The sequence below is a fragment of the Micromonospora carbonacea genome (genome assembly GCF_014205165.1).
Lineage (GTDB): Bacteria > Actinomycetota > Actinomycetes > Mycobacteriales > Micromonosporaceae > Micromonospora > Micromonospora carbonacea.
The window spans coordinates 2827429-2849198 of sequence record NZ_JACHMZ010000001.1 but is presented as its reverse complement, the minus strand read 5'-3'; the positions used below and the strand labels follow the sequence as shown (position 1 = coordinate 2849198).

Sequence of the window (21770 nt, the reverse complement as noted above, 5' to 3'; positions counted from 1 at the left end):
CGGGCCGCGTCACGACCAGCCGGCCGGGCCGGCGCGACGGGGGGACCCCAGATGACCGAAGAGGGCGCGCCGCCGCCGCGGCCGGTGCGGATCCTGCTCGCCGACGACCAGCCGCTGCTGCGCACCGGCTTCCGGATGGTGCTGGGCTCCGAGGAGGGGCTGGACATCGTGGCCGAGGCCGGCGACGGCGTGGAGGCGGTGGAGCTCTCGCGCCGGCTGCTGCCGGACGTGGTGCTGATGGACATCCGGATGCCCCGGATGGACGGGGTGGCCGCGACCCGGGCCATCGTCGAGGCCCGGCTGCCGGTGCGGGTGCTGATCCTGACGACGTTCGACCTCGACGAGTACGTGGTGGGGGCGCTGCGGGCCGGGGCCAGCGGTTTCCTGGCCAAGGACGTGCCGGCGGAGGACCTGGTGACGGCGATCCGCACGGTGGCCGCCGGGGAGGCGGTGGTCGCCCCGCGGATCCTCAAGCGGCTGCTGGACCGCTTCGCCGACTCGCTGCCCGATCCGACGGCGACCCCGCCGCGGGCGCTCAGCACGCTCACCGAGCGCGAGCGGGAGGTGCTGGTGCAGGTGGCGCGGGGGCTGTCCAACGCGGAGATCGCCCGCGAGTTGACGGTCAGCGAGACGACGGTGAAGACCCACGTCGGGCACGTGCTGACGAAGCTGGGGCTGCGCGACCGGGTGCAGGCCGTGGTGCTCGCGTACGAGTCGGGTCTGGTGCGGCCCCGGGGATAGCCGGCGGCGGCACGCGCCCGTAGCGGTCAGGGGCAACCCTGAGCCGGCATCCGGGCCCACCCGCAGCGGGATTTCCGCCGCAGGTCCGCCCGAAGTCGGAGGGTTCGGCGGCGGCGGGGGCCGAGGATGGGCTCATGCCCGCACCGGGCCAGCGGGGGCCGGTGCGGCCCAGCCCGACGGAAGAGGTAGATGACGTGACCGCGACGACAGGCCGGCAGGCGCAGGCCGCTGCCCGGGCCAGCGACGTGTGGAAGGTGTACGGCAGCGGCGAGGCGCAGGTCGTCGCGCTGCGGGGGGTGAGCGCCGAGTTCGAACGGGGCCGGTTCACCGCGATCATGGGCCCGTCGGGGTCGGGCAAGTCGACGCTGATGCACTGCCTGGCGGGCTTGGACGCGGTGACCCGGGGCACGGTGGCGATCGGCGACACGACGGTGACGGGGCTCGGCGACGCCGGGCTGACGAAGCTGCGCCGCGACAAGGTGGGCTTCATCTTCCAGCAGTTCAACCTGCTGCCGACGCTGACGGCGAAGGAGAACATCCTGCTGCCGTTGTCGATCGCCGGGCGCAAGCCCGACCCGGCCTGGTACGACGTGGTGATCGCGACGGTGGGGTTGCGCGACCGGCTCGACCACCGCCCGGCGCAGCTCTCCGGCGGGCAGCAGCAGCGGGTGGCGTGCGCGCGGGCGCTGGTCGCCCGCCCCGAGGTGATCTTCGCCGACGAGCCGACGGGCAACCTGGACTCCCGCTCCGGCGCGGAGGTGCTGAGCTTCCTGCGCAACTCGGTGCGCGAGCACGGCCAGACGATCGTCATGGTGACCCACGACCCGACGGCCGCCGCGTACGCCGACCGGGTGGTGTTCCTCGCCGACGGGGAGATCGTGTCGGAGCTGATCGAGCCGACGGCCGACACGGTGCTGGACACGATGAAGAAGCTCGACGTCCCCGCCGCGACCGAGGTGGGCAACTGATGTTCCGGGCGACCATGAAGAGCCTGCTGGCGCGCAAGGTGCGCCTGGTCCTGTCCGGCCTGGCGGTGGTGCTCGGCGTCATGTTCGTCTCCGGGGCGTTCGTGCTCACCGACACCCTCGGCCGGTCCTTCGACGCGATCTTCTCCGACGCGTACGCCGGCGTCGACGTCAACGTCGCCGCGAAGCCGAAGCTGGAGGTGGGCGAGGGCGAGGGCGAGCAGGTGTCCGCGCCGTTCCCCGCGGACGTGGTGGACCGGGTGCGGGCGGTGCCGGGGGTGGCGTCGGCCACGGGCCTGGTCAACGCCGACGGGGCCCGGCTGATCGGCAGCAACGGCAAGGTGGTCACCTCGTTCGGTCCGCCGCAGCTCGGCACGAACTGGACCGGCGAGTCCGACCTGGTGCGGCTGCGCGAGGGGCGCGGCCCGCAGGCCGACGACGAGATCGCGGTCAACGCGGCGCTGGCGAAGGCCGCGAAGGTGAAGGTGGGTGACCGGGTCGGCGCGCTGACCGCGTTCGAGTCGAAGCGGCGCGAGTTCACCCTGGTCGGGGTCTTCGGCTACAGCAACGGCCGGGACACCATCGGCGGGGCCAACGAGGTCGCGTTCACCACGCCCGCCGCCCAGCGGCTGATGCTCGGCAAGCCCGGCACGTTCAACAACGTCACCGTGCGGGTCGCCGACGGGGTGCGCGCCGAGACGGTGCGCGACGACGTGGCCCGCGCGCTGGGCACCGGCTACAACGTGAAGACCGGCGCGGAGCTCTCCGCCGCGTCGTCGGCCGACCTGAAGGAGGACCTGTCGTTCTTCAACAAGGTGCTGCTCGGCTTCGCCGCGGTGGCGCTGCTGGTGGGGACGTTCCTGATCCTCAACACGTTCTCGATCATCGTGGCGCAGCGGACCCGGGAGCTGGCGCTGATGCGGGCCATCGGCGCGAGCGGGCGGCAGATCATCGGTTCGGTGGTGCTGGAGGCCCTCGCGGTCGGCCTGATCGCCTCGGTCCTCGGGCTGGGCGCGGGCGTCGGGGTGGGCGCGCTGCTGGCCTGGGCGTTCGGCCGGTTCGCCGGCGGGCTGGAGCTGGCCGGGATCGGCGTGCCCCCGGTGGCGGTGGTCAGCGCGTTCGCCGTCGGCATGCTGATCACGGTGGTCGCGGCGCTGCTGCCGGCGCTGCGGGCGGCGCGCATCCCGCCGATCGCGGCGATGCAGGACGTGGCCACCCCGGACCGGCCGCTGACGAAGGTCACGGTGTCCGGGGCGGTCGTCACCGCCCTCGGCGGCGGGCTGCTGGCGGTGGGCCTGACCGGCAACGCGGGCGGGGCCACGCTGACGGTGATCCTGGCCGGGGTGCTGTTCACGTTCATCGGGGTGGCGCTGCTGACCCCGCTGATCAGCCGCCCGGTGGTGTCGCTGCTCGGGGCGTTGTTCGCCTGGTCGGTGCCGGGCCGGCTGGGTCGGCTGAACTCGGGGCGCAACCCGCGCCGCACGGCGATCACCGCCGCCGCGCTGATGGTCGGCATCGCCCTGGTGACCGGGGTGACGGTGATCCTGGACTCGGCGAAGTCGAGCATCTCCGCCTCGGCGGAACGCACCGTCGACGCGCAGCTGGTGATCTCCGGGGAGCAGACGGGGCCCCGGCCGCCCACGTTCGACGCGTCGGTGGTCGACAGGGCCGCCGCGCTGCCGGGGGTGGACGCGGTGCTGGGCGTCTACAACGACAACGCGATCGTCGACGGCGACCGGACGTACGTGGTGGCGCTGACCGACCTGGCCGCGATGGCCCGCATCTACGGCACCGTGCCGCAGTCGGGCACGGCCGCCACCCTCAAGCCGGACCAGGTGGCGCTGAGCGTGTCCGGCGCGAAGGAGCTGGGCAAGTCGGTCGGTGACCGGCTGACCGCGCAGTTCGCCCGGGGCGAGGGGTCGCACACGTACACGGTGGCGGCGGTGCTGCCCGACGAGCGGTCCATCGGGTCGATCATCCTGCCCCGGCAGGCGGGGCCAGAGTTCACCAACCCGGAGCCGTTCACGGCGCTGGTGCGGCTGACCCCGGGCACGCCGGTGTCGCAGGTGCAGCCGCAGCTCGACGCGCTGGTGGCCGACAACCCGGAGGTGTCGGTGGCCGACCGGGCCAGCTACATCGAGCAGCAGACCAGCGGCTTCGACACCCTGCTCACGATGATCCAGATCCTGTTGGCGCTGGCCATCGTGATCGCGGTGCTGGGCATCATCAACACCCTGGCGCTGTCGGTGCTGGAACGCACCCGGGAGCTGGGGCTGCTGCGGGCGATCGGGCTGCGCCGGGCGCAGACCATGCGGATGATCACCGTGGAGGCCGTGGTGATCTCCGTGTTCGGCGCGCTGCTCGGCGTCGCGGTCGGCACCGGCCTCGGTGCGGCGGTGGTCCGCGCGCTGAAGGACGAGGGGATCACCGACCTGGTGCTGCCGTGGTCGCAGATGGGCATCTTCCTCGGCCTGGCCGCGCTGATCGGGGTCGTCGCGGCGGCGCTGCCGGCGGTCCGCGCCGCCCGGATCAACGTCCTGGGCGCGATCGCCCACGACTGAGTCGCAAGGAAGGGCCCCCTGTTAACGCCTTCGGCATAGCAGGGGGCCCTTCTTAACGCCGAGCGCCGGGCCCGGTCGCCCACGGCGGGGCCGGGTCGGGTCGCCCACGGCGGGGCCGGGACCGGTCGCCCACGCCGCTCGCCCTGGCGGGGTCGCCCAGGGCGGGCGGCTGGTCGCGCGGACTACGACGGGATCGGCTGCCCGGGGGCGTCCGTTCGGTCCCGACCCCGGGCCGTCGGGGTCAGCCCCACCGTCAGGGCCAGCGCCACCAGCAGGGCGCTGACCCACAGCGGGGACCGGTAGCCCAGGCCCGCACCGATCGCGGCGCCGCCCAGCAGGGGGCCGATGGCCGCGCCCACGTTGAGGGCGACGGTGGCGAAGGAGCCGCCCAGCGACGGCGCGTCGGCGGCCCGATACAGCACCAGCGTGATCAGCGTGGCCCCGACGGCGAACGACAGCGTCCCCTGCACGAGGACGAGCAGGAACGCCACCGGGGCGATCGCTGCGGTCGCCGCGAACAGCAGCCAGCCGGCGAGCAGGGCCGGGCCGCCGGCCACCAGGACCGGCATCGGCCGGCTGTCGGAGAGCCGGCCGGCGACGGTGACGCCGGCGAACGATCCCAGGCCGAAGGCCGCCAGCAGCGCCGGCACCCACGCCCTGCCGTACCCGCTGACCTCGGTGACCAGCGGGACCAGGTAGGTGAAGGTGCAGAACGTCGCGCCGTTGACCAGCGCGGCCAGCAGCAGGGTCACGGCCAGTCGGGGACGGCGCAGGGCGCGCAGCTCCCGCCGCGCGTCGGGCACGGGCGTGCCCGGCGGCGTGGGCGGCACGGAACGCAGGATCGCGAGGGCGGCGGGCACGGAGACGGCGGCCACCGCCCAGTACGCCGAGCGCCAGCCCCACAGGTTTCCGAGCACGGCGCCGACGGGCACGCCCGCGACGCAGGCGAGGGTGACGCCCCCGAGCAGCACGGCGGCGGCCCGGCCCTTGGCGTGGGGCCCGGCCAGGCCGGTCGCCGTGGCGAGGCCCACGGCCAGGAACCCGGCGTTGGCCACGGCACCGACGACGCGGGTGGCCAACAGGATGCCGAAGCTGCCGGTGACGGCCCCGACGACGTGGACGGCGATGAAGACGGTCAGGAAGACCAGCAGCGCCGAACGGCGGGGCCAGCGGAGGCTGAGCACGGCCATCAGCGGTGCCCCGACGATCATTCCGGCGGCGAAGGTCGAGGTGAGCGTGCCGGCTGCCGGGACTGAGACCCGCAGGTCGGCGGCGATGTCCGGGATCAGGCCGGCCAGCATGAACTCGGATGTTCCCTGGGCGAAGACGGCGAGCCCGAGAATGTAGATCACAATTGGCATGACGACTCCACAACCGCGTCGTGGGTGGATGGCGGGAACGCGGCGGGCCACGGCGCGGCGGATCGGTCCAGCCGGGCGCACGGGCACCGCCGCGCGAGGCGACCGGGAGCGACGGCAGCACGGGCCCGATAGGTCAGGGCGGCGGCTACGGCATCCCGGGCAACAGCGGCGGCGTGGGTGACGGCACGGCGACGAGGCGCGCTGGCTCAGCCTGGGCCGAGCTGCACCGCGCCCTCGTCGGGGCCAGCCACCGCGCAGCGGTGGCTAGCGTCTGGATGCCTTGGGGCCGGACACGCAGCGGAGCGTAGTTGCCACGCCCAGCACCGTCAACAGAGATCGACATGGGCGCAGGGAGGCCGGCGGTCAGGCGGGCGGGTCGCCGAGCAGGGCGGCGAGCAGCTCCAGGTCCGCGCCGGTCAGGCTGTCGAGCTGGTGTACGCCGTCGGCCGGCGCGATCGGCACCTCCGCCGGCACCGCCAGCACGGCCGCGCCCGCGGCGAGGGCACTGGCCACCCCGGTCGGGGAGTCCTCGATCGCCACGCACCTGTCGATCGGCACGCCGAGCAGCCGGGCGGCCGTCAGGTACGGCTCGGGGTGCGGCTTTGCCGCGTCCACCTCGTCGCCGCAGACCACCGCGTCGAAGCTGTCCCGGCCCAGGGTGTCCAGCGCCACCTCCACCAGCGGCCGGCCGCTGGAGGTGACCAGGGCGGTGGGGATGCCGGCCGCGCGGACGGCCCGCAGCAGCGCCAGGGCGCCGGGCCGCCACCGCAGCCCGGTGCGGAACAGCTCCAGGATCCGGGCGTCGATCCACGCCGCGCTGGCCTGCGGGTCGCGGTGCGGCTGGCCGAGGTCGTCGTGCAGGATCCGCATCGCGTCGGCCATGCTGGTGCCGATCAGCGCCTTGCGCCCGGCGTCGGAGAGGGTGGCGCCGTACTCGGCGGCGAGCTCGCGCAGCGCGACGTCCCACAGCTTCTCGCTGTCGACCAGGGTGCCGTCCATGTCGAAGAGCACGGCGGCGGGGTAGTGGCTGCTCAGGGGGTCCTCCAGGCGTCGCGGGGTCGACCCGATCCTTGCAGCCGGCCCGCCCCGGCCGAGACCCGGTCCCCGCCCTGACCTGCGTCGGCCCGGTCGCCGCCGGGACCCGGTCCCCGCCGGGGACGCCGTCGGCCCGGCTCCCCGCCCGCCCTCAACCCAGGTTGCAGGCCGCGAGGCCCTGCTCGTAGCCCCGGAAGAAGTGGTCGGTGCGTTGCTCGGCGGTGCCGTGCGCGCCCTCGGCGAACCACGGCTGGTCGGGGTCGTCGCCGACGGCGAGCAGCCCCTCCCGGAACTCGTCGAGGTCGCCGTCCTCCAGCCGCAGCTCACCGGCCTCGATCGAGCCGCCGATGTACGCCCCGGCCAGGCAGTCGGCCTGCAACTCCTGCTGGATGGTGAACTGGGCACGGAGGCCGAGCCGCACCTGGATGCCGTGGGCGTACTCGTGGCCGAGCAGGTAGTAGAGGAACGCGTCGCCGACCTGCCGGAACGCCGCGACCGACCAGCGGACGTCGTAGGCGATGAAGTCGCCCGCCGAGCAGTACACGGCGTTGTTGCGGGGCAGGGCCTGCCCGGCGCAGGAGACCTCGCCCTCCCGCTGGTAGGGCACGACCCGCCGGACCGGCTGGAACCGTCGGCCCGACGCCCGGAACTGCGCGGTCCAGTAGATCTCGGCCTTGTCCACCGCGACGGCCATGTCCTCCTCGAACTCGGCCACGCTGGTGGTGCCGTCGGCGCGGGTCTGCTCCCCCTGGGGCGAGCTGGGCTGGCGGGTCGACCGGGGCAGGGGTTGCTGCGGCGCGCCCTCGTTCACCCCGCCGACCACGCAGCCGCTGGCCAGCACCAGCGCCGCCAGCAGACCGGCCAGCGGGCCGCCGGGTCGACGTCCCGACCGTGCCGTCACAGTGCCTCCCGGGCTCGTCCCACCGGTCCACTACCCCGGCTCCCTGTCGATCATGCCCGGCCGGCGACACGGTGACCATCCCCGATCGCGGTCGACCGGGGCCGCACCCGTGGGCCGGGCCGCGCCGGGCCGGCGCGCGGCCCGCAGGGGTGGCGGCGAGGAGTCAGGGACTGGCGGCGAGGAAGACGAACGCGGCCAGCAGGACCAGGTGCACGCCGCCCTGCAACAGGGTGGCCCGGCCCGGCACCACGGTCAGCACGCCGGTGACGACGGTCAGCGCCAGCAGGGTCAGCTGGGTGCCGCCGAGCCCGAGCAGCAGCGGCCCGTCGAGCCAGATCGAGGCGATGGCGATGGCGGGGATGGTCAGGCCGATGCTGGCCATGGCCGAACCGAGGGCCAGGTTGAGGCTGATCTGCACCCGGTCGCGGCGGGCGGCGCGGGCCGCCGCGAGGGTCTCGGGCAGCAGCACCAGCAGCGCGATCACCACACCGACGAACGCCTGCGGCAGGTTCGCCGCCGAGACCCCGGCCTCGATCGCCGGGGACACCATCTTCGCGAGGCCCACCACGGCGATCAGCGCCACCAGCAGCATGACCAGGCTGGCCAGGGCGGCGCCGGTCGACGGCGGGTCGGCGTGTCCGTCGCCGTCGGCGTCGGCGACGGTCCCGTCGGAGGTGACCGGCAGGAAGTAGTCGCGGTGCCGGCCGGTCTGCACCAGCACGAACAGCCCGTACAGGGCGAGCGACGCCACGGCGGCGAAGACGAGCTGCGGGGTGGAGAACTCGGGGCCGGGCCGGCTGGTGGTGAAGGTCGGCACGACCAGGCTGAGCGTGGCCAGGGTGGCCACGGTGGCCAGGGCCCCGCCGGTGCCCTCGGGGTTGAACACCGCCACCCGGCGGCGTAGCGCCCCGAGCAGCAGGGACAGGCCGAGGATGCCGTTGCAGGTGATCATGACGGCGGCGAAGACCGTGTCCCGGGCCAGCGACACCGTCTTGTCCCCGCCGCTGATCATCAGGGTGACGATCAGGGCCACCTCGATCACCGTGACCGCGACGGCGAGGACCAGCGAGCCGAAGGGCTCGCCCACCTTGTGGGCGACCACCTCCGCGTGGTGCACGGCGGCGAGCACCGCCCCGGCGAGGAACGTCGCGACCACCCCCACGACCAGCGGGGGCAGCTCCCTGCCCCAGGTCAGAGCCAGGATCACCACGGCCAGCACGGGCACGGTGAGGGTCCAGTCGGTGACACGGGAACGCAGGAGGGCCGGCATGGTGTCAACCCTGCCAGAAATCACGATCATCGCCCACAGTTCGGGACGCGCCCCGCTCCCGCGTCGGCTCGTCGCGGCTGGGCTGTTTCGGTCACGGCCGATACCCGACAATGATGCCCGACAATACGGGAATGTGACTCGGGTAAGGGCTTCCCGCGCTCCGTAAGCAGGAGATGAACAAGCCTCACGACTGATGCGCGACTCAGTCAACGGTCGATAGGTTGTGACGCCCCCGAGTACCGGAGTCACACCATGTCATCTGGCGCCGCAACGCCACTGATCTCCGTCATCGTCCCCACCTACAACCGTGCGCCCCTGCTGCGCGGCACCCTGACCGCGCTCGCCGGCCAACGGATGCCCGCCGAGCGGTACGAGGTCGTCGTCGCCGACGACGGCTCCACCGACGACACCCGGCAGACCGTCGACGCGTTCGCCGACCGGCTGCGCCTGCGCTACCACTTCCAGCCCGACCTCGGCTTCCGCGCCGCCGCCGCCCGCAACGCCGGCGCCCGGCTGGCCACCGGCGACGTCCTCGCGTTCGTCGACACCGGCGTGCTGCCCGGCCCCGACTTCCTCGCCGCCCACCTCGCCGCCCACGCCCGGCCCGGGCCGCCCCGCGCCGTCCTCGGCTACACCTTCGGCTACCAGCCCGGCGATCCGCTCCCCGGGCTGGAGGCCGCGACCCGCGACCGCAGCCCCGAGGAGATCGTCCGCGCGTTCGGCGCGCTGCCCTCCTTCCAGGACGGCCGGCACGCCACCTTCGCCAGCACCGCCTTCGACCTGTCCCGGGTGCCCCTGGCCTGGCAGCTGTTCTGGTCGCTCAACTGCTCCGTGCCGGCGGCGGGCTTCCACGCCGTCGGCGGCTTCGACGAGGACTTCCGCTCCTGGGGCGGCGAGGACATCGAACTCGGCCTGCGCCTGGACCGCCACGGACTCGCCTTCGAGGTCAGCCGCGAGGCGTGGGCGGTGGACAGCCCCCACCCCCGGGAGGCCACCGGCGACACCGGCGACAACCCCAGCAACGTCCTGACCATCCTGCGCAAGCACCCCGAGCCGGTGCTGGAGCTGCTCTGGGCCTGGTTCGCCCGGCACCTGCCCCAACTGGAGGACACCCGCGCCTGGCACCTGCGCCAGGAACTGCCCGCCATCCGCCGCGCCGTCAACCGGGTCCGCGCCCTCGACGTCACGGCCGAACTGGCCCGGCTGCGCGACACCGTGCCGCCCGGCGCCCGGATCGCCGTGTTCGGCTGCGGCGGCGAGCTGCCGCCCGGCTTCCCGCCCGCCCACCTGTTCGACTACGACGAGACGCTGCTCGCCAAGCTCCCCGACGACCCGGCGCGCCCGGCCCGCCACGCCCTCGGCATCCGCACCGTTCTGCCCGACGACGCCGTCGACGTCGTCTGGCTGACCTCCCGGATGACCCCGCTGTGGCGGCGCTGGCGCGCCCACCTCCTCGCCGAGACCCACCGCATCGGCGGCTCGGTGCAGGGCCCACTGGTGCAGGGGCCGCTGGTGCAGGTGGCCGCCGCCGCGTCCGTCGCGGCCGGCTGACCGGCCCGCCCCGCCGCGTGCCGCCGGCCGGCCCCCGTGCCGGCCGGCGGCACGCCACCCGGCCGGACCCCGCCACTCAGGCCCGGGGGGTACGCCAGATCCGCACCTCCGTGTCGGGCACCCGCTCGGCGAACCATCCGCCGGGCGACGACGCGAGGAGCAGGGCGCGCAGCTCGGCGTCGAACTCCGCCAGCCGCGTCCCGAACAGGTGCGGGGCCCCGTCCGACCGCGAGTGCACCCACGCCACGACGTCGTCGACCGACCGCCGCGCCACCACGCCGGAGGGCACCCGCAGCCGCGTCGGGCCCGCGAAGCCCGCCCCGGCCAGGACCTGCGCCTCGCCGCCCGGCGTCCCGCCCGGCAGGAACCCCCGACCGGCCCGCCGCACCGGCCCGAGCCAGCGGCGCACCAGGTCGGCGATCCCGTCGTACGGGGGCGTCGGATGCGGCAGCCCCTGCGTCGATGACGGCTCCGTGACCTCGCCGACGTGCACGAACGCCCCGCCCGGCGGCAGCATCCCCCGCACCGTGGCGGCGACGGCGTCCTGCACCGTCCAGTGGAACGACTGCGCGAACACCACCACCCGGAACACGCCCAGCCCGGCGGGCAGGTCCTCGGCCCGCGCCCGTACCCACCGGATGTTGCCCACGCCGTCGCGCGCGGCCCGCAGCCGCGCCCGGGCCAGCATCCCGGCGTCGGGGTCCACGCCCACCGCCTCGGCGAACCAGCCCGCCAGCGGCACGGTCACCGTCCCCGGGCCGCAGCCCACGTCCAGCAGCCGCCCCGACCCGTCGAGCCCCAGCTCGTCGGCCAGCGCCGCCACGAATCCCGCCGCGTAGGGCAGGCGGCCCCGCTCGTAGTGCGCGGAGGCGCCCGCGAACAAGGACTCGTCCCACGTCCACCCGTCCGTCACGGCCGCACCCTACCGGCCGCCGAGACACCCCGCGGCACGCTCACCCGCTCCGCAGCGGCCAGCCGGGATCGTTCCGATCGGGTGCGGTGGGCTGGGCTGTGGTACTCCACAGGCGCAGTTCCGTGGCGGCGCGCAGAACGTCGCGGGCGGCGGTCGCCGCCGGGCAGCCCGCCGTGCGGCAGACCGGGCAGCGCCCGTCGAGCCCGGGGCGGTGGTCGCGCAGGACCCAGCGGGCGGTGAGGATCAGCCGGTTGCGGATCTGCGCCAGGGACAGGAACGGCGCGGTCATCGGATCAGGCCGATCACCGTGGCCAGGTGCGCGACGCCGGCCGGCGCCGGGCCGCCCCGAGCCACCTCGGCGATCACCGTACGCGCCGACGGCCGCACCCGGACCTCGGCCGGCGCGATCCGGTCCGCCTCGACCAGGGCGCGGCCCGCCCCCAGCAGGTCACCGACCTGGAGGTACGCCCGCGCGACGTCGACCAGGTAGGCGGCCCGGTGCTCGACAGGCAGCCGCCGCCATCCGTGCAGCCTGACCGTCTGCGCATGCTGGACGACCGCCCCGCCGCCGTCGCCGAGTTCGACGGCCGCCGCGACCCGCGCCACCCGCACCGCCGCCGCCCCGAAGCCGGTGCGGTGCTGGTCCTGGCCGTCGTCAACCCGCTCGGCGATGTCGGCGGCCTGGTCGAGTAGTTCCGTCACGCTGCGGTGGTCGGCGCAGGTGGCGGCGGCGAGAGCCGCCTCGACCAGCAGAGTGCCGCACACCGCCAGTTCCTGCGGCAGGGCGTCGTGCGGCACGCTCGGCGCGATCCGATGGGCGGCGACGGTCGTCGCTGCCACAGCCACCCGACCCTGCCCTGACGCACGCAACGCCTGACCGAGCGGCACCGCCGCCACCGCCGTCCACACCGGGTCGCCGGTGGACAGAGCCATCGCTCGGTCAGCCGCGAGCCACGCCATGTCCGGCTCACCAAGCTTTACCAGCAGCAAGGCGACAATCTGATAGACCTGCCTCAGCAGGCCCGCCACGTCGCCCTCGCCACCGGCGGCGTGCGCGGAACTGGCGTCGACGAGCAGGGCAGGCACCAGCCGCATCAACTGCGGGTAGTGCGCGTGCTGATATGTCAGCCACGCGTGCTCCACCCGCCGGTGCAACTCGCCCGTCGACCCTACCGGCCACACCTCAGGCCCGGTCGCACGGATGTCGTGGCAGGCGAGCGCCGCCCGGACTCCCTGCACGCCCTCGGTTCCGGCTGTCCCCGCCGGCCGCACGTCACCGCCCAGCAGCACCGCAGCGTCCACCCGCAGCACCTCGGCGACGTCCTGGATGACGGAGAACCTGTCCAAGGCGCGAACGCCACGTTCGACCTTGTCCACCCAGCTCTTGGACTTACCCAACCGGTCGGCGAGCATCTGCTGCGTCATCCGCCGCCGCGCCCGCCACTGCGCCACCCGGCGGCCTATGGGCGGTTCACCGTTGTCCACGACGCCACCGCCGATCCGGCACCGCTCGGGTCGTCTCCTCGACCGGTATCCGTTCGGCCTCGGCCTGTGCGAGGATCCGCTGTCTTGCCGCCTCCCGTTCGTCCGCTTCCGCCTGCTCGCCCCGGCTCGGCCCTGCATCGCGCTGCGTGCCGCCCATCTGCAACCCTTCGGGAAGGGGCGCGGCGGGGTTTCCGGGAAGGACCGCCACCGCCGCGCCGGCTCAAGGCCACGGCGGCAGTCAGATCGAAGCAGCCGCAGCCGTGATCAGAACGCTACGGACAGCACATGCGGTCGCTGGAACGCCTACGCACCACTACCGGACGGCTACTGCACGGTCATGCTCATCCGCTCACACAGGCCCCGCAGTTCCGGCGAGGCAGCGCCCCGGCGCAGCAACGCCCGGGCCGTCTCCCGCGCCGACGTCGACGAACGCGCGTGCTGCGGACCGACTCGTTCCGCCGCGAGCAGCATCCGCACCGCGTCCCGGCCCCGCCCGACCGCCTCTGCGGCCCGGCTCATGTCCAGCCAGAAGTACACCTGCCGTACCGCCGGCAGGCCGTTCACGTCCACACCGGCGACCGTCCGGATCGCCTCCTCCGGTCGGCCCGTGTCGAGCTGAAACGCCATCCGCCACAGCGCCACGTTGCGTGGGCCCCAGGCAAGATCCCAGCTCTCGGTCTCCCCCGTGTGCGCGGCGATCCGCGCCGCCTCGGCGAGGTGCTCCTCCGCGCCCGCCCGGTCACGCAGGCCGGCAAGGTGATGGGCCCGCGCGAGATGCAGGAATCCGAGCACGTCCAGGGCCCCGTCCGCCCCGCTGCCCGCCAGGTCGGCACCCGCCGCGTCGCACCACGCCCGCGCCGGCCCGTACGCGCCGGAGTAGGCCGAAACCCGCGCCCGATTGGCCGCCGCCACCCCTGCCGCCACCGGATCGTCCAGCAGTCCCGCCGCCTCCGCACAGCGTTCCGCCGCGAGCCACGCGTGAGCCGGATAGCCGACGTTGAGCAGGGAACCCATCGCAACCCCGTAGACCGGCACCATCTCCGCCAACGCCGCCCGCCGATCGGTCAGGCCATGCATCGCCGGCACCAAGTCGACAAGCCTGCGCAGGGCACCCGCGTAGTCACACCGCCCGTACAGGGCGCGCACGAGCCCTGCCTCCCGACGCACCTGCTCGACGGTGGCTGGCAGCTCCCGCCTGCCCGCCATCGGCGTGTCCATCATGATCCGCCACACCCGTTCGGCATCGATCCGCGCCGCATCGAGCTGCCGATCGGCCGGCGTGTACGCCTGCCCGGTCAGATCGACCACCGAGCACTCCAGCGCCGCAGCAAGGTCCACCACCATGTACCGATCGGTGCGCTGCTGGCCACGCTCGATCCGCGACCACGATGTATGGGAGATGCCGGCACGGCTGGCGGCATGCCGGATGCTCCAACCGCGCAGCTCGCGACGGATCCGGATGCGATCACCGATCGACGGATCGACGGGTATGGGACGACGGGGCATCAGCGACACTCCCAGGTCGAGGGCTGACCGGCATGCCCGCTGGCATCAACCAGCGGCCATTTCGGACGGTACACTCGAACGCACTGACCGCAGTGTTACCCGGCGGAGCTTCACGTCGGCGGCCAACCGCCACTGTCGCTCCCGTCGCGGTCAATCAGGGGCGGTGCCGGGCGGCGTCGCTCATGGCGCGGGCGCGGGGTGGCGGAGGCCCGCGAGGACGAGGGTGACGACCTGGTCCGCGTCGGCGCGGAAGTCCGGGTGGTCGTACGCCGCGCAGATGCCCTGGAGGGCGATCATGACGGCGCCGGCGCTCACGTCGGCGCGCATGGTTCCCGCCTCGACGGCGGAGGCCAGCAGGTCGGCGACGACCCGGTGCAGGGCCTGGGCGCCCTCGGCCATCGCCTCCGCGCGGGTGGCCATGAGCACCGCGAGGGTGCGGGCGAGGCCCTGATGGGCGTGCAGGTGGGCGACGAGCCCGCGCAGGAAGGACTCCAGCGCCTCGTCGGCCGGGACGGTGGCACGCAGGGTGCGGGCCCGGTCGCACAGGGCGGCGAGCTCCTCGCGGTAGACCGCCTCGGCGAGGGCTTCCCGGGTCGGGAAGTGGCGGTAGAGCGTGCCGGTGCCCACGCCGGCCAGCTTGGCGAAGTCGTCGAAGCGCAGGTCGAAGCCGTTGTCGGCGAAGAGTTCCCGCGCCTTGGCGAGCAGGGCGTCGCGGTTGCGGCGGGCGTCGGCGCGCAGCGGCTTGGCGTCGGTCACGTGCGGCCCCCCGTTGACAAGTGGAGACGGTCTCCATATTTTGGAAGTGGAGATGGTCTCCAATTGTAGCGTACGGAGTGACGCGTGAAGATCTTGATGTTCGGCCGGGGCGTCATCAGCGCCGTCTACGGGTGGGCCCTGGAACGGGCCGGGCACCAGGTCGAGTTCTACGTCCGGCCGGGGCGGGCGGCGGCGTACGGGGAGGCGATCGACCTTGATCTGCTCGACGCGCGACGCCTGCCGTGGGGCAAGCGGGTCACCGAGAAGTGGCCGGTGCGCTACCGCGAGTCCCTGGAGCCGGACCACGACTTCGACCTGATCGTGCTGAGCGTGCAGCACTACAACTTCGCGGAGGCCGCAGCCTTCCTCGGGCCACGCGTGGGCGGGGCCACGGTGCTCGTCTTCAACAACCTGTGGGTCGAGCCGCCGACCGCGATCGCGGCGCTCCCCGCGGAGCAGGTGGCCTGGGGCTTCCCCGGGGCCGGCGGCGGGTTCGGCGACGACGGGGTGCTGCGCGGAGCGCTGCTGCCCGTGGTCTTTCTCGGCACCCTCGGCCGACCGCCGACCGCGCGCGAGCAGGCCGTGCGCGAACTGTTGCGCGGGGCGGGGCTCCGGATCAAGGAGAATCCCGACTTCCGGGGCTGGCTGGCGATCCACTTCGTGCAGAACGCGGGCCTGCACACGCAGAGCCTGCGGCGCGGCTCGCTGTCCACGATGACGCGCCGCGACGTACACGAGGCGATCCTCGCCATCCGCGAGCTGCTGCCGCTGGTCGAGGCGCGCGGCGTCGAGCTGCGGCGGCACCGGGCCGAGCTGCTGCCGTTCACCGCGCCCCTCTGGCTGGCCGCCCCGGCGCTCGCCTGGCTGCTCGCCTGGTTCCCACCGATGCGCCGGGTCACGTCGGCCCACGCCAACCCTGAGGAGCTGCGCGCCATCTGCCGCGACACGCTGGCCGAAGCGCGCAGGCTCGGGGTGCGGACGCCCCGGCTGGAGGCGGCCGAACCCTACTTCACCGACGGGACCCCGGCCGGGGTCGCCGGGACGGACGCGGGGTAGGAAGGCCCCGGCGGCGCAGGACACTCCGGCCGCGCCCCGCCCCGACCCGCGACGCGATCACTTCGCGTTGAAGTAGTTCGCCTCCGGGTGGTGCACCACGATCGCGTCCGTCGCCTGCTCCGGCACGAGCTGGAACTCCTCCGACAACTCCACCCCGATCCGCTGGGCGCCCAGCAGGTCCACGATCTTCGCCCGGTCCTCCAGGTCCGGGCAGGCCGGGTAGCCGAACGCGTACCGGCAGCCCCGGTAGTCGGTGCGCAGCAGGCCCGCCAGGTCCGCCGGGTCGTCGTCGGCCACCGTACGGCCGCCCGGCAGCGTCAGCTCCGCACGGATCCGCCGGTGCCAGTACTCCGCCAGGGCCTCGGTGAGCTGCACCGACAGGCCGTGCACCTCCAGATAGTCCCGGTAGGAGTTGCCGGCGAACATCTTCGCCGTGTAGTCGCTGATCGGCTGCCCGACCGTCACCAACTGCAACGCCACCACGTCCGGGCCGTCGCCGCGCGGCCGGAAGAAGTCGGCCAGGCACAACCGCCGCTCCTGCCGCTGCCGGGGGAACGAGAACCGGGCCCGCTCGGTGCGCCCGTCCTCGCCGAGCACCACCAGGTCGTTGCCCTCCGAGTACGCCGGGAAGTAGCCGTACACCACGGCCGCCTCCAGGACCTTGTCGGCGGTCAGCCGGTCCAGCCAGTAGCGCAGCCGGGGCCGCCCCTCGGTCTCCACCAGCTCCTCGTACGACGGGCCCTTCCCGCCCCGCGCGCCCCGCAGCCCCCACTGCCCCAGGAACGTCGCCCGCTCGTCCAGCAACGCCGCATAGTCCGCCAGCGGCACGCCCCGCACCACCCGCGTGCCGAAGAACGGCGGCGTCGGCACCTCCACGTCGACCGCCACGTCGGAACGCACCGACGCGTCGTCCAACCCCGGCAGCACGTCACCGACCATCGTCCGCTGCCGCTCCCGGCGCTGCCGCCGCGCCGCCAGGGCCGCCTCCCGCTGCGGGTCCACCACCGGCGCGCCGCCCCGCCTGGCCGTCATCACCCGGTCCATCAGCGACAGCCCCTCGAACGCGTCCCGGGCGTAGTGCACCTGGCCGGGGAACGCCGCCCGCAGGTCGTCCTCCACGTACGCCCGGGTCAGCGCCGCCCCGCCGAGCAGCACCGGCCAGCGCTGCGCCACCCCGCGCTCGGCCATCTCGGCCAGGTTCTCCTTCATGACCACCGTGCTCTTGACCAGCAGCCCCGACATGCCGATCGCGTCGGCCCGGTGCTGCTCGGCCGCGTCGAGGATCGCCGAGATCGGCTGCTTGATGCCGATGTTGACCACCTCGTAGCCGTTGTTGGACAGGATGATGTCGACCAGGTTCTTGCCGATGTCGTGCACGTCGCCCTTGACCGTGGCCAGCACGATCCGGCCCTTGCCGCCGTCGTCGGCCTTCTCCATGTGCGGCTCCAGGTAGGCCACCGCCGTCTTCATCACCTCGGCCGACTGGAGCACGAACGGAAGCTGCATCTGGCCCGAGCCGAACAGCTCCCCGACCACCCGCATGCCGTCCAGCAACAGGTCGTTGATGATCGACAGCGGTGACCGGCCCTCCGCCATCGCCGCGTCGAGGTCGGCCTCCAGGCCGTTGCGTTCACCGTCGACGATCCGCCGCCGCAGCCGCTCGTCCAGCGGCAGCGCCGCCAGCTCCTCCGCCCGGGTGGCCCGCGCCGACGAGGCGTCCACCCCCTCGAAGACCTCGATGAACCGCTGCACCGGGTCGTGGCCGGCGCGCCGCCGGTCGTACACCAGGTCCAGGGCGGCCTCGCGCTGCTCGTCGGGGATCTTCGACATCGGCAGGATCTTGCTGGCGTGCACGATCGCCGACGTCAGCCCCGCCCGTACGCACTCGTGCAGGAAGACCGAGTTGAGCACCTGCCGGGCCGCCGGGTTCAGCCCGAACGACACGTTCGACACGCCGAGGGTGAAGTTGACCCCCGGCCAGCGCCGCGCGATCTCCCGGATCGCCTCGATCGTCTCGACGCCGTCGCGGCGGGTCTCCTCCTGACCGGTGGCGATCGGGAACGTCAACGCGTCGATCAGGATGTCGGACCGGCGCAGCCCCCACCGGCCGGTCAGGTCCTCGATCAGCCGCTGCGCGACCCGCACCTTCCACTCGGCCGTCCGGGCCTGCCCCTCCTCGTCGATGAGCAGCGCCACCACCGCCGCGCCGTGCTCGACGACCACCGGCATCACCCGGGCGTAGCGGGAACCCGGCCCGTCGCCGTCCTCGAAGTTGACCGAGTTGACCACGCACCGCCCGCCGAGCATCTCCAGCCCGGCCTCGATCACCGCCGGCTCGGTCGAGTCCAGCATGACCGGCAGCGTGGACGCGGTGGCGAACCGCCCCGCCAGCTCCCGCATGTCCCGGGTGCCGTCGCGGCCCACGTAGTCCACGCACAGGTCCAGCAGGTGCGAGCCGTCCCGGGCCTGGCTGCGGGCGATCTCCACGCACGCCTGCCAGTCGCCGGCCAGCATCGCCTCCCGGAACGCCCTCGACCCGTTGGCGTTGGTCCGCTCCCCCACCATCAGGACGCTGGCGTCCTGCGCGAACGGCACGTGGTGGTAGATCGAGGAGACGCCGGCCTCGGGGCGCGGCTCGCGGACGCTCGGCCGCGCCCCGCGCAGCCGCTCGGCGACCAGCCGGATGTGCTCCGGCGTCGTCCCGCAGCACCCGCCGACCAGCGACACCCCGTACTCGGCGACGAACCGCTCCAGCGCGTCGGCCAGCTCCACCGGGGTCAGCGGGTAGACCGCGCCGTCGGCGGTGAGCTGCGGCAGGCCGGCGTTCGGCATCACCGACAGCGGCACCCGGGCGTGCCGGGACAGGTAGCGCAGGTGCTCGGTCATCTCCGCCGGGCCCGTCGCGCAGTTCAGCCCGATCAGGTCGATGCCCAGCGGCTCCAGGGCTGTCAGCGCCGCGCCGATCTCGCTGCCCAGCAGCATCGTGCCGGTGGTCTCCACGGTCACGTGGCAGATCAGCGGCACGCGCCGCCCGGCCTCGGCCATCGCCCGCCGGGACCCGACGACGGCCGCCTTCACCTGGAGCAGGTCCTGGCAGGTCTCGACGATCAACGCGTCCACACCACCGGCGAGCAGGCCCGCCGCGTTCTGCTGGTACGCATCGCGCAGCGTCGCGTACGCGGCGTGCCCGAGGGTGGGCAGCTTCGTGCCGGGGCCGATCGCCCCGAGCACGAACCGGGGCCACCCGGCGGCGCCCCACGCGTCGGCGGCCTCCCGGGCGATCCGCGCGCCGGCCTCGGACAGCTCCCCGATCCGGTGCTGGAGGCCGTACTCGCTCAGGTTGGCGAGGTTCGCGCCGAAGGTGTTGGTCTCGACGCAGTCCGCGCCCGCCGCGAGGTAGGCGTCGTGCACCCCACGGATCACGTCCGGGCGGGTGACGTTGAGGATCTCGTTGCAACCCTCGTGCCCCTCGAAGTCGTCCAGGGTCAGCTCGGCCGCCTGGAGCATCGTCCCCATCGCGCCGTCGGCGACGAGGACCCGCTCCGCCAGCACGTCCAGCAGCGAAGTCCGCACGCCACTCAGGGTAGTGCGCGGATCCGGGGGCGGGGGCGGGCCGCCGCGCACCGGGGCCCACGGGCCGGACCGGCGCGGCCGACGGGCCGCATCCGGCCCCGACACGTAGGCTGACGGACGTGAAGGACATCAGGGACGTCACCGGGCCCGGCAGGCGGACGACCGGGCCGCAGCCCGGGACCGCCCGCCGACGACAGGGTGAGGTGACGGCATGACCGAGTTCGACGGACTGCCGGTGCTGCGGTCCCCCGTGGCCATCGCCGCGTTCGAGGGCTGGAACGACGCCGCGGACGCCTCCACCGCGGCAGTCGAGCACCTGGAGCAGGTCTGGCAGGCGCGGCAGGTCACCGAGCTGGACCCGGAGGACTTCTACGACTTCCAGGTCAGCCGGCCGACGATCACGATGGCCGACGGCGAGACCCGCCGGGTCGAGTGGCCCACCACCCGGTTCATGGTGGCCAGCCCGGAGGGCACCGAGCGGGACGTGGTGCTGATCCGGGGCATCGAGCCGAGCATGCGCTGGCGCACGTTCTGCGAACAGGTGCTGGAGATCTGCCACAGCCTGGAGGTCGAACGGGTGGTGCTGCTCGGCGCGCTGCTGGCCGACGTGCCGTACACCCGGCCCCTGCCGATCAGCGGCAGCGCCTCCGACGCGGAGGCCGCCCGCCGCTACCAGCTCACCCCCACCCGCTACGACGGCCCCACCGGCATCGTCGGGGTGCTGCACGACGCCTGCACCCGCGCCGAGGTCGACGCCGTGTCGTTCTGGGTGCACGTGCCGCACTACGCGAACAACCCGCCGTGCCCCAAGGCCACCCTCGCGCTGCTGCACCGAGTCGAGGAGGTGCTCGACCTGCCGGTGCCGATGGCCGACCTGGCGGAGGAGGCGGCGGAGTGGGAACAGCGGGTGCGCGGGGCCGCCGAGCAGGACGCCGAGCTCGGCGAGTACGTGCGTGAGCTGGAGGAACGCGTCGGCGACGCGGGTATCACCCCGCTGACCGGGGACGAGATCGCCCAGGAGTTCGAGAAGTACCTGCGCCGGCGCGGTGGTTCCGCCGGCCCGACCGCCGGCTCCTGGTAGCCGGATCCACTCCGAAAGCCCCCGGACCGCCTGGTCCGGGGGCTTTCGCGGGTTCGGGGTGGCGCGCTCACACCCCGTAGGGCATCCTAGGAACCTAGCTGTGATCTCCAGGAGGAGCCATGCAGATCAACCCGGGTGCCGCCGAGTTCCCGCACCGGCAGATCGCCGCGCAGCTCAAGGCCCAGGTGCGCCGCGGCGACTGGGGGCCGGGCGAGCGCCTCCCGTCCATCCCGGCCATCGCCGAGATGTTCGGCGTCGCCAAGCAGACCGTGCAGCGCGCCGTCGACCAGCTGCGGGTCGAGGGCATCCTGATCACCAAGCCCGGCTCCGGCACGTACGTCAGGGGCACCCGACGCCGGCTCAACCGCCTCTCCCGGGGCCGGTACGGCGGGTTCCGCGGCTACCACACGGACCTTGCCGCCCGGTACCGTCAGCAGCTCGTCTCCGTCGGCCGCGCCCCCGCCCCGCCCGAGGTGGCCGACGCGTTCGGCGTCGCCGACGGCACCGAGCTGCTCTGCCGCCGCCACCTCGTCCGCACCGAGGACTCCCCCGTCGAGGTGGGCGCCTCCTGGTTCCTCCCGGCCGACACCGCCGGCACCACCCTGGAACGGGGAGAGGCGTTCGGCCGGCCCCTCTACCAGGAGGCGGAGGAGGCCACCGGCCGGCAGTACGTCACCGCCACCGACACCATCACCGCCCGCCAGCCCAGCCGCGAGGAGGCGGAGACCCTCCAGATCCGCCCCGACACCCCCGTGCTGCACCTGCTGCACGTCGCCTACGACGCCCGGCGCAAGCCCATCGAGGTCGCCCAGGCCACCTGGCCCGGCCCGATGACGACGCTCACCGAGGAATACAAGATCCCGGCCCCCACCCCGACCCCCGACCCGGACCCGGGCCTGATCCTGGGCTAGCCCCCTGCCCCTCCCCTGCCCGATCCCCGCGCCTCCCCCTCCGGCCCCGCCCCGGTGATCAAGAGGTTTGCGGCACCGTGGAGATCGACTCTGACGCGTTTCTC

Annotated in this window: 17 protein-coding genes; 7 read left to right on the top strand and 10 right to left on the bottom strand. The window is 74.0% G+C overall.

The features are described 5' to 3' along the window. Positions 1-51: 51 nt before the first annotated feature. The 3 genes from HDA31_RS12345 (at position 52) to HDA31_RS12335 (ending at position 4267) form a co-directional block, all read left to right on the top strand. Positions 52-741 carry a response regulator gene (locus HDA31_RS12345; RefSeq protein WP_178065168.1) on the top strand — a complete coding sequence of 230 codons (690 nt, stop codon included), beginning with the start codon at positions 52-54 and terminating at the stop codon, positions 739-741. 194 nt (positions 742-935) lie between these two features. After that, positions 936-1709, top strand: a complete 774-nt coding sequence (locus tag HDA31_RS12340) for an ABC transporter ATP-binding protein (RefSeq protein ID WP_074477159.1) — start codon at positions 936-938, stop codon at positions 1707-1709. Further along, positions 1709-4267 carry an ABC transporter permease gene (locus HDA31_RS12335; RefSeq protein WP_178065167.1) on the top strand — a complete coding sequence of 853 codons (2559 nt, stop codon included), beginning with the start codon at positions 1709-1711 and terminating at the stop codon, positions 4265-4267. The genes HDA31_RS12340 and HDA31_RS12335 overlap by 1 nt, the downstream gene beginning before the upstream one ends. Positions 4268-4449: 182 nt before the next feature. On the opposite strand, the gene HDA31_RS12330 is transcribed toward HDA31_RS12335, so the two are convergent. From HDA31_RS12330 to HDA31_RS12315, 4 genes are all read right to left on the bottom strand, one after another. Further along, positions 4450-5628: a Cmx/CmrA family chloramphenicol efflux MFS transporter gene (locus HDA31_RS12330; protein WP_178065166.1), complete on the bottom strand. Its 1179-nt coding sequence runs from the start codon at positions 5626-5628 to the stop codon at positions 4450-4452. 363 nt (positions 5629-5991) lie between these two features. Continuing rightward, positions 5992-6639 (bottom strand): HAD family hydrolase, encoded by a 648-nt coding sequence (locus tag HDA31_RS12325; RefSeq protein ID WP_178065165.1) that lies wholly within the window; start codon positions 6637-6639, stop codon positions 5992-5994. Positions 6640-6814: 175 nt separating this feature from the next. Then, positions 6815-7564, bottom strand: coding sequence for a neutral zinc metallopeptidase (locus HDA31_RS12320; protein WP_178065164.1), 750 nt, complete (start codon positions 7562-7564; stop codon positions 6815-6817). 163 nt (positions 7565-7727) lie between these two features. After that, complete coding sequence (locus HDA31_RS12315) at positions 7728-8834, bottom strand: calcium:cation antiporter (protein WP_178065163.1); 1107 nt, start codon at positions 8832-8834, stop codon at positions 7728-7730. Between the two features lie 252 nt (positions 8835-9086). Between HDA31_RS12315 and HDA31_RS12310 the strand changes: the two genes are divergently transcribed. After that, on the top strand, positions 9087-10385 hold the full coding sequence (locus HDA31_RS12310; protein ID WP_178065162.1) for a glycosyltransferase: 1299 nt from the start codon (positions 9087-9089) through the stop codon (positions 10383-10385). A 76-nt stretch (positions 10386-10461) separates the two neighbouring features. Here HDA31_RS12310 and HDA31_RS12305 read toward each other — a convergent pair whose 3' ends face one another. From HDA31_RS12305 to HDA31_RS12285, 5 genes are all read right to left on the bottom strand, one after another. Continuing rightward, positions 10462-11298 carry a class I SAM-dependent methyltransferase gene (locus HDA31_RS12305; RefSeq protein ID WP_178065161.1) on the bottom strand — a complete coding sequence of 279 codons (837 nt, stop codon included), beginning with the start codon at positions 11296-11298 and terminating at the stop codon, positions 10462-10464. A gap of 40 nt (positions 11299-11338) precedes the next feature. Further along, positions 11339-11587, bottom strand: a complete 249-nt coding sequence (locus HDA31_RS12300) for a hypothetical protein (protein WP_178065160.1) — start codon at positions 11585-11587, stop codon at positions 11339-11341. Next, entirely contained in the window at positions 11584-12783 is a 1200-nt protein-coding gene (locus HDA31_RS32945) for a helix-turn-helix domain-containing protein (protein ID WP_281370179.1), read from the bottom strand. The genes HDA31_RS12300 and HDA31_RS32945 overlap by 4 nt, the downstream gene beginning before the upstream one ends. A gap of 324 nt (positions 12784-13107) precedes the next feature. Further along, a complete protein-coding gene (locus HDA31_RS12290; protein WP_246384692.1) occupies positions 13108-14256 on the bottom strand; it encodes a helix-turn-helix domain-containing protein in 1149 nt (382 codons plus the stop codon). Positions 14257-14469: 213 nt separating this feature from the next. Further along, a complete protein-coding gene (locus HDA31_RS12285; RefSeq protein WP_178065157.1) occupies positions 14470-15045 on the bottom strand; it encodes a TetR/AcrR family transcriptional regulator in 576 nt (191 codons plus the stop codon). An 84-nt stretch (positions 15046-15129) separates the two neighbouring features. Between HDA31_RS12285 and HDA31_RS12280 the strand changes: the two genes are divergently transcribed. Next, on the top strand, positions 15130-16101 hold the full coding sequence (locus tag HDA31_RS12280) for a ketopantoate reductase family protein (RefSeq protein WP_178065156.1): 972 nt from the start codon (positions 15130-15132) through the stop codon (positions 16099-16101). 57 nt (positions 16102-16158) lie between these two features. Here HDA31_RS12280 and metH read toward each other — a convergent pair whose 3' ends face one another. After that, on the bottom strand, positions 16159-19674 hold the full coding sequence (gene metH / locus HDA31_RS12275; protein WP_178065155.1) for a methionine synthase: 3516 nt from the start codon (positions 19672-19674) through the stop codon (positions 16159-16161). Between the two features lie 211 nt (positions 19675-19885). Here metH and HDA31_RS12270 point away from each other — a divergent pair, with 211 nt between their 5' ends. Together HDA31_RS12270 and HDA31_RS12265 are read left to right on the top strand one after the other, a co-directional pair. After that, the gene (locus HDA31_RS12270) at positions 19886-20755 is read left to right on the top strand and encodes a PAC2 family protein (protein ID WP_043968784.1); all 870 of its coding nucleotides are present in this window, start codon (positions 19886-19888) and stop codon (positions 20753-20755) included. Between the two features lie 119 nt (positions 20756-20874). Further along, positions 20875-21666 (top strand): GntR family transcriptional regulator, encoded by a 792-nt coding sequence (locus HDA31_RS12265; RefSeq protein ID WP_178065154.1) that lies wholly within the window; start codon positions 20875-20877, stop codon positions 21664-21666. Positions 21667-21770 lie beyond the last annotated feature (104 nt).

Bases quoted from the DNA above. Each gene is read 5' to 3' on its own strand.
- HDA31_RS12265 (WP_178065154.1), top strand. From the start codon at position 20,875: ATGCAGATCAACCCGGGTGCCGCCGAGTTCCCGCACCGGCAGATCGCC.
- HDA31_RS12330 (WP_178065166.1), bottom strand. From the start codon at position 5,628: ATGCCAATTGTGATCTACATTCTCGGGCTCGCCGTCTTCGCCCAGGGA.
- HDA31_RS12310 (WP_178065162.1), top strand. From the start codon at position 9,087: ATGTCATCTGGCGCCGCAACGCCACTGATCTCCGTCATCGTCCCCACC.
- HDA31_RS12345 (WP_178065168.1), top strand. From the start codon at position 52: ATGACCGAAGAGGGCGCGCCGCCGCCGCGGCCGGTGCGGATCCTGCTC.
- HDA31_RS12300 (WP_178065160.1), bottom strand. From the start codon at position 11,587: ATGACCGCGCCGTTCCTGTCCCTGGCGCAGATCCGCAACCGGCTGATC.
- HDA31_RS12270 (WP_043968784.1), top strand. From the start codon at position 19,886: ATGACCGAGTTCGACGGACTGCCGGTGCTGCGGTCCCCCGTGGCCATC.
- HDA31_RS12335 (WP_178065167.1), top strand. From the start codon at position 1,709: ATGTTCCGGGCGACCATGAAGAGCCTGCTGGCGCGCAAGGTGCGCCTG.
- HDA31_RS12315 (WP_178065163.1), bottom strand. From the start codon at position 8,834: ATGCCGGCCCTCCTGCGTTCCCGTGTCACCGACTGGACCCTCACCGTG.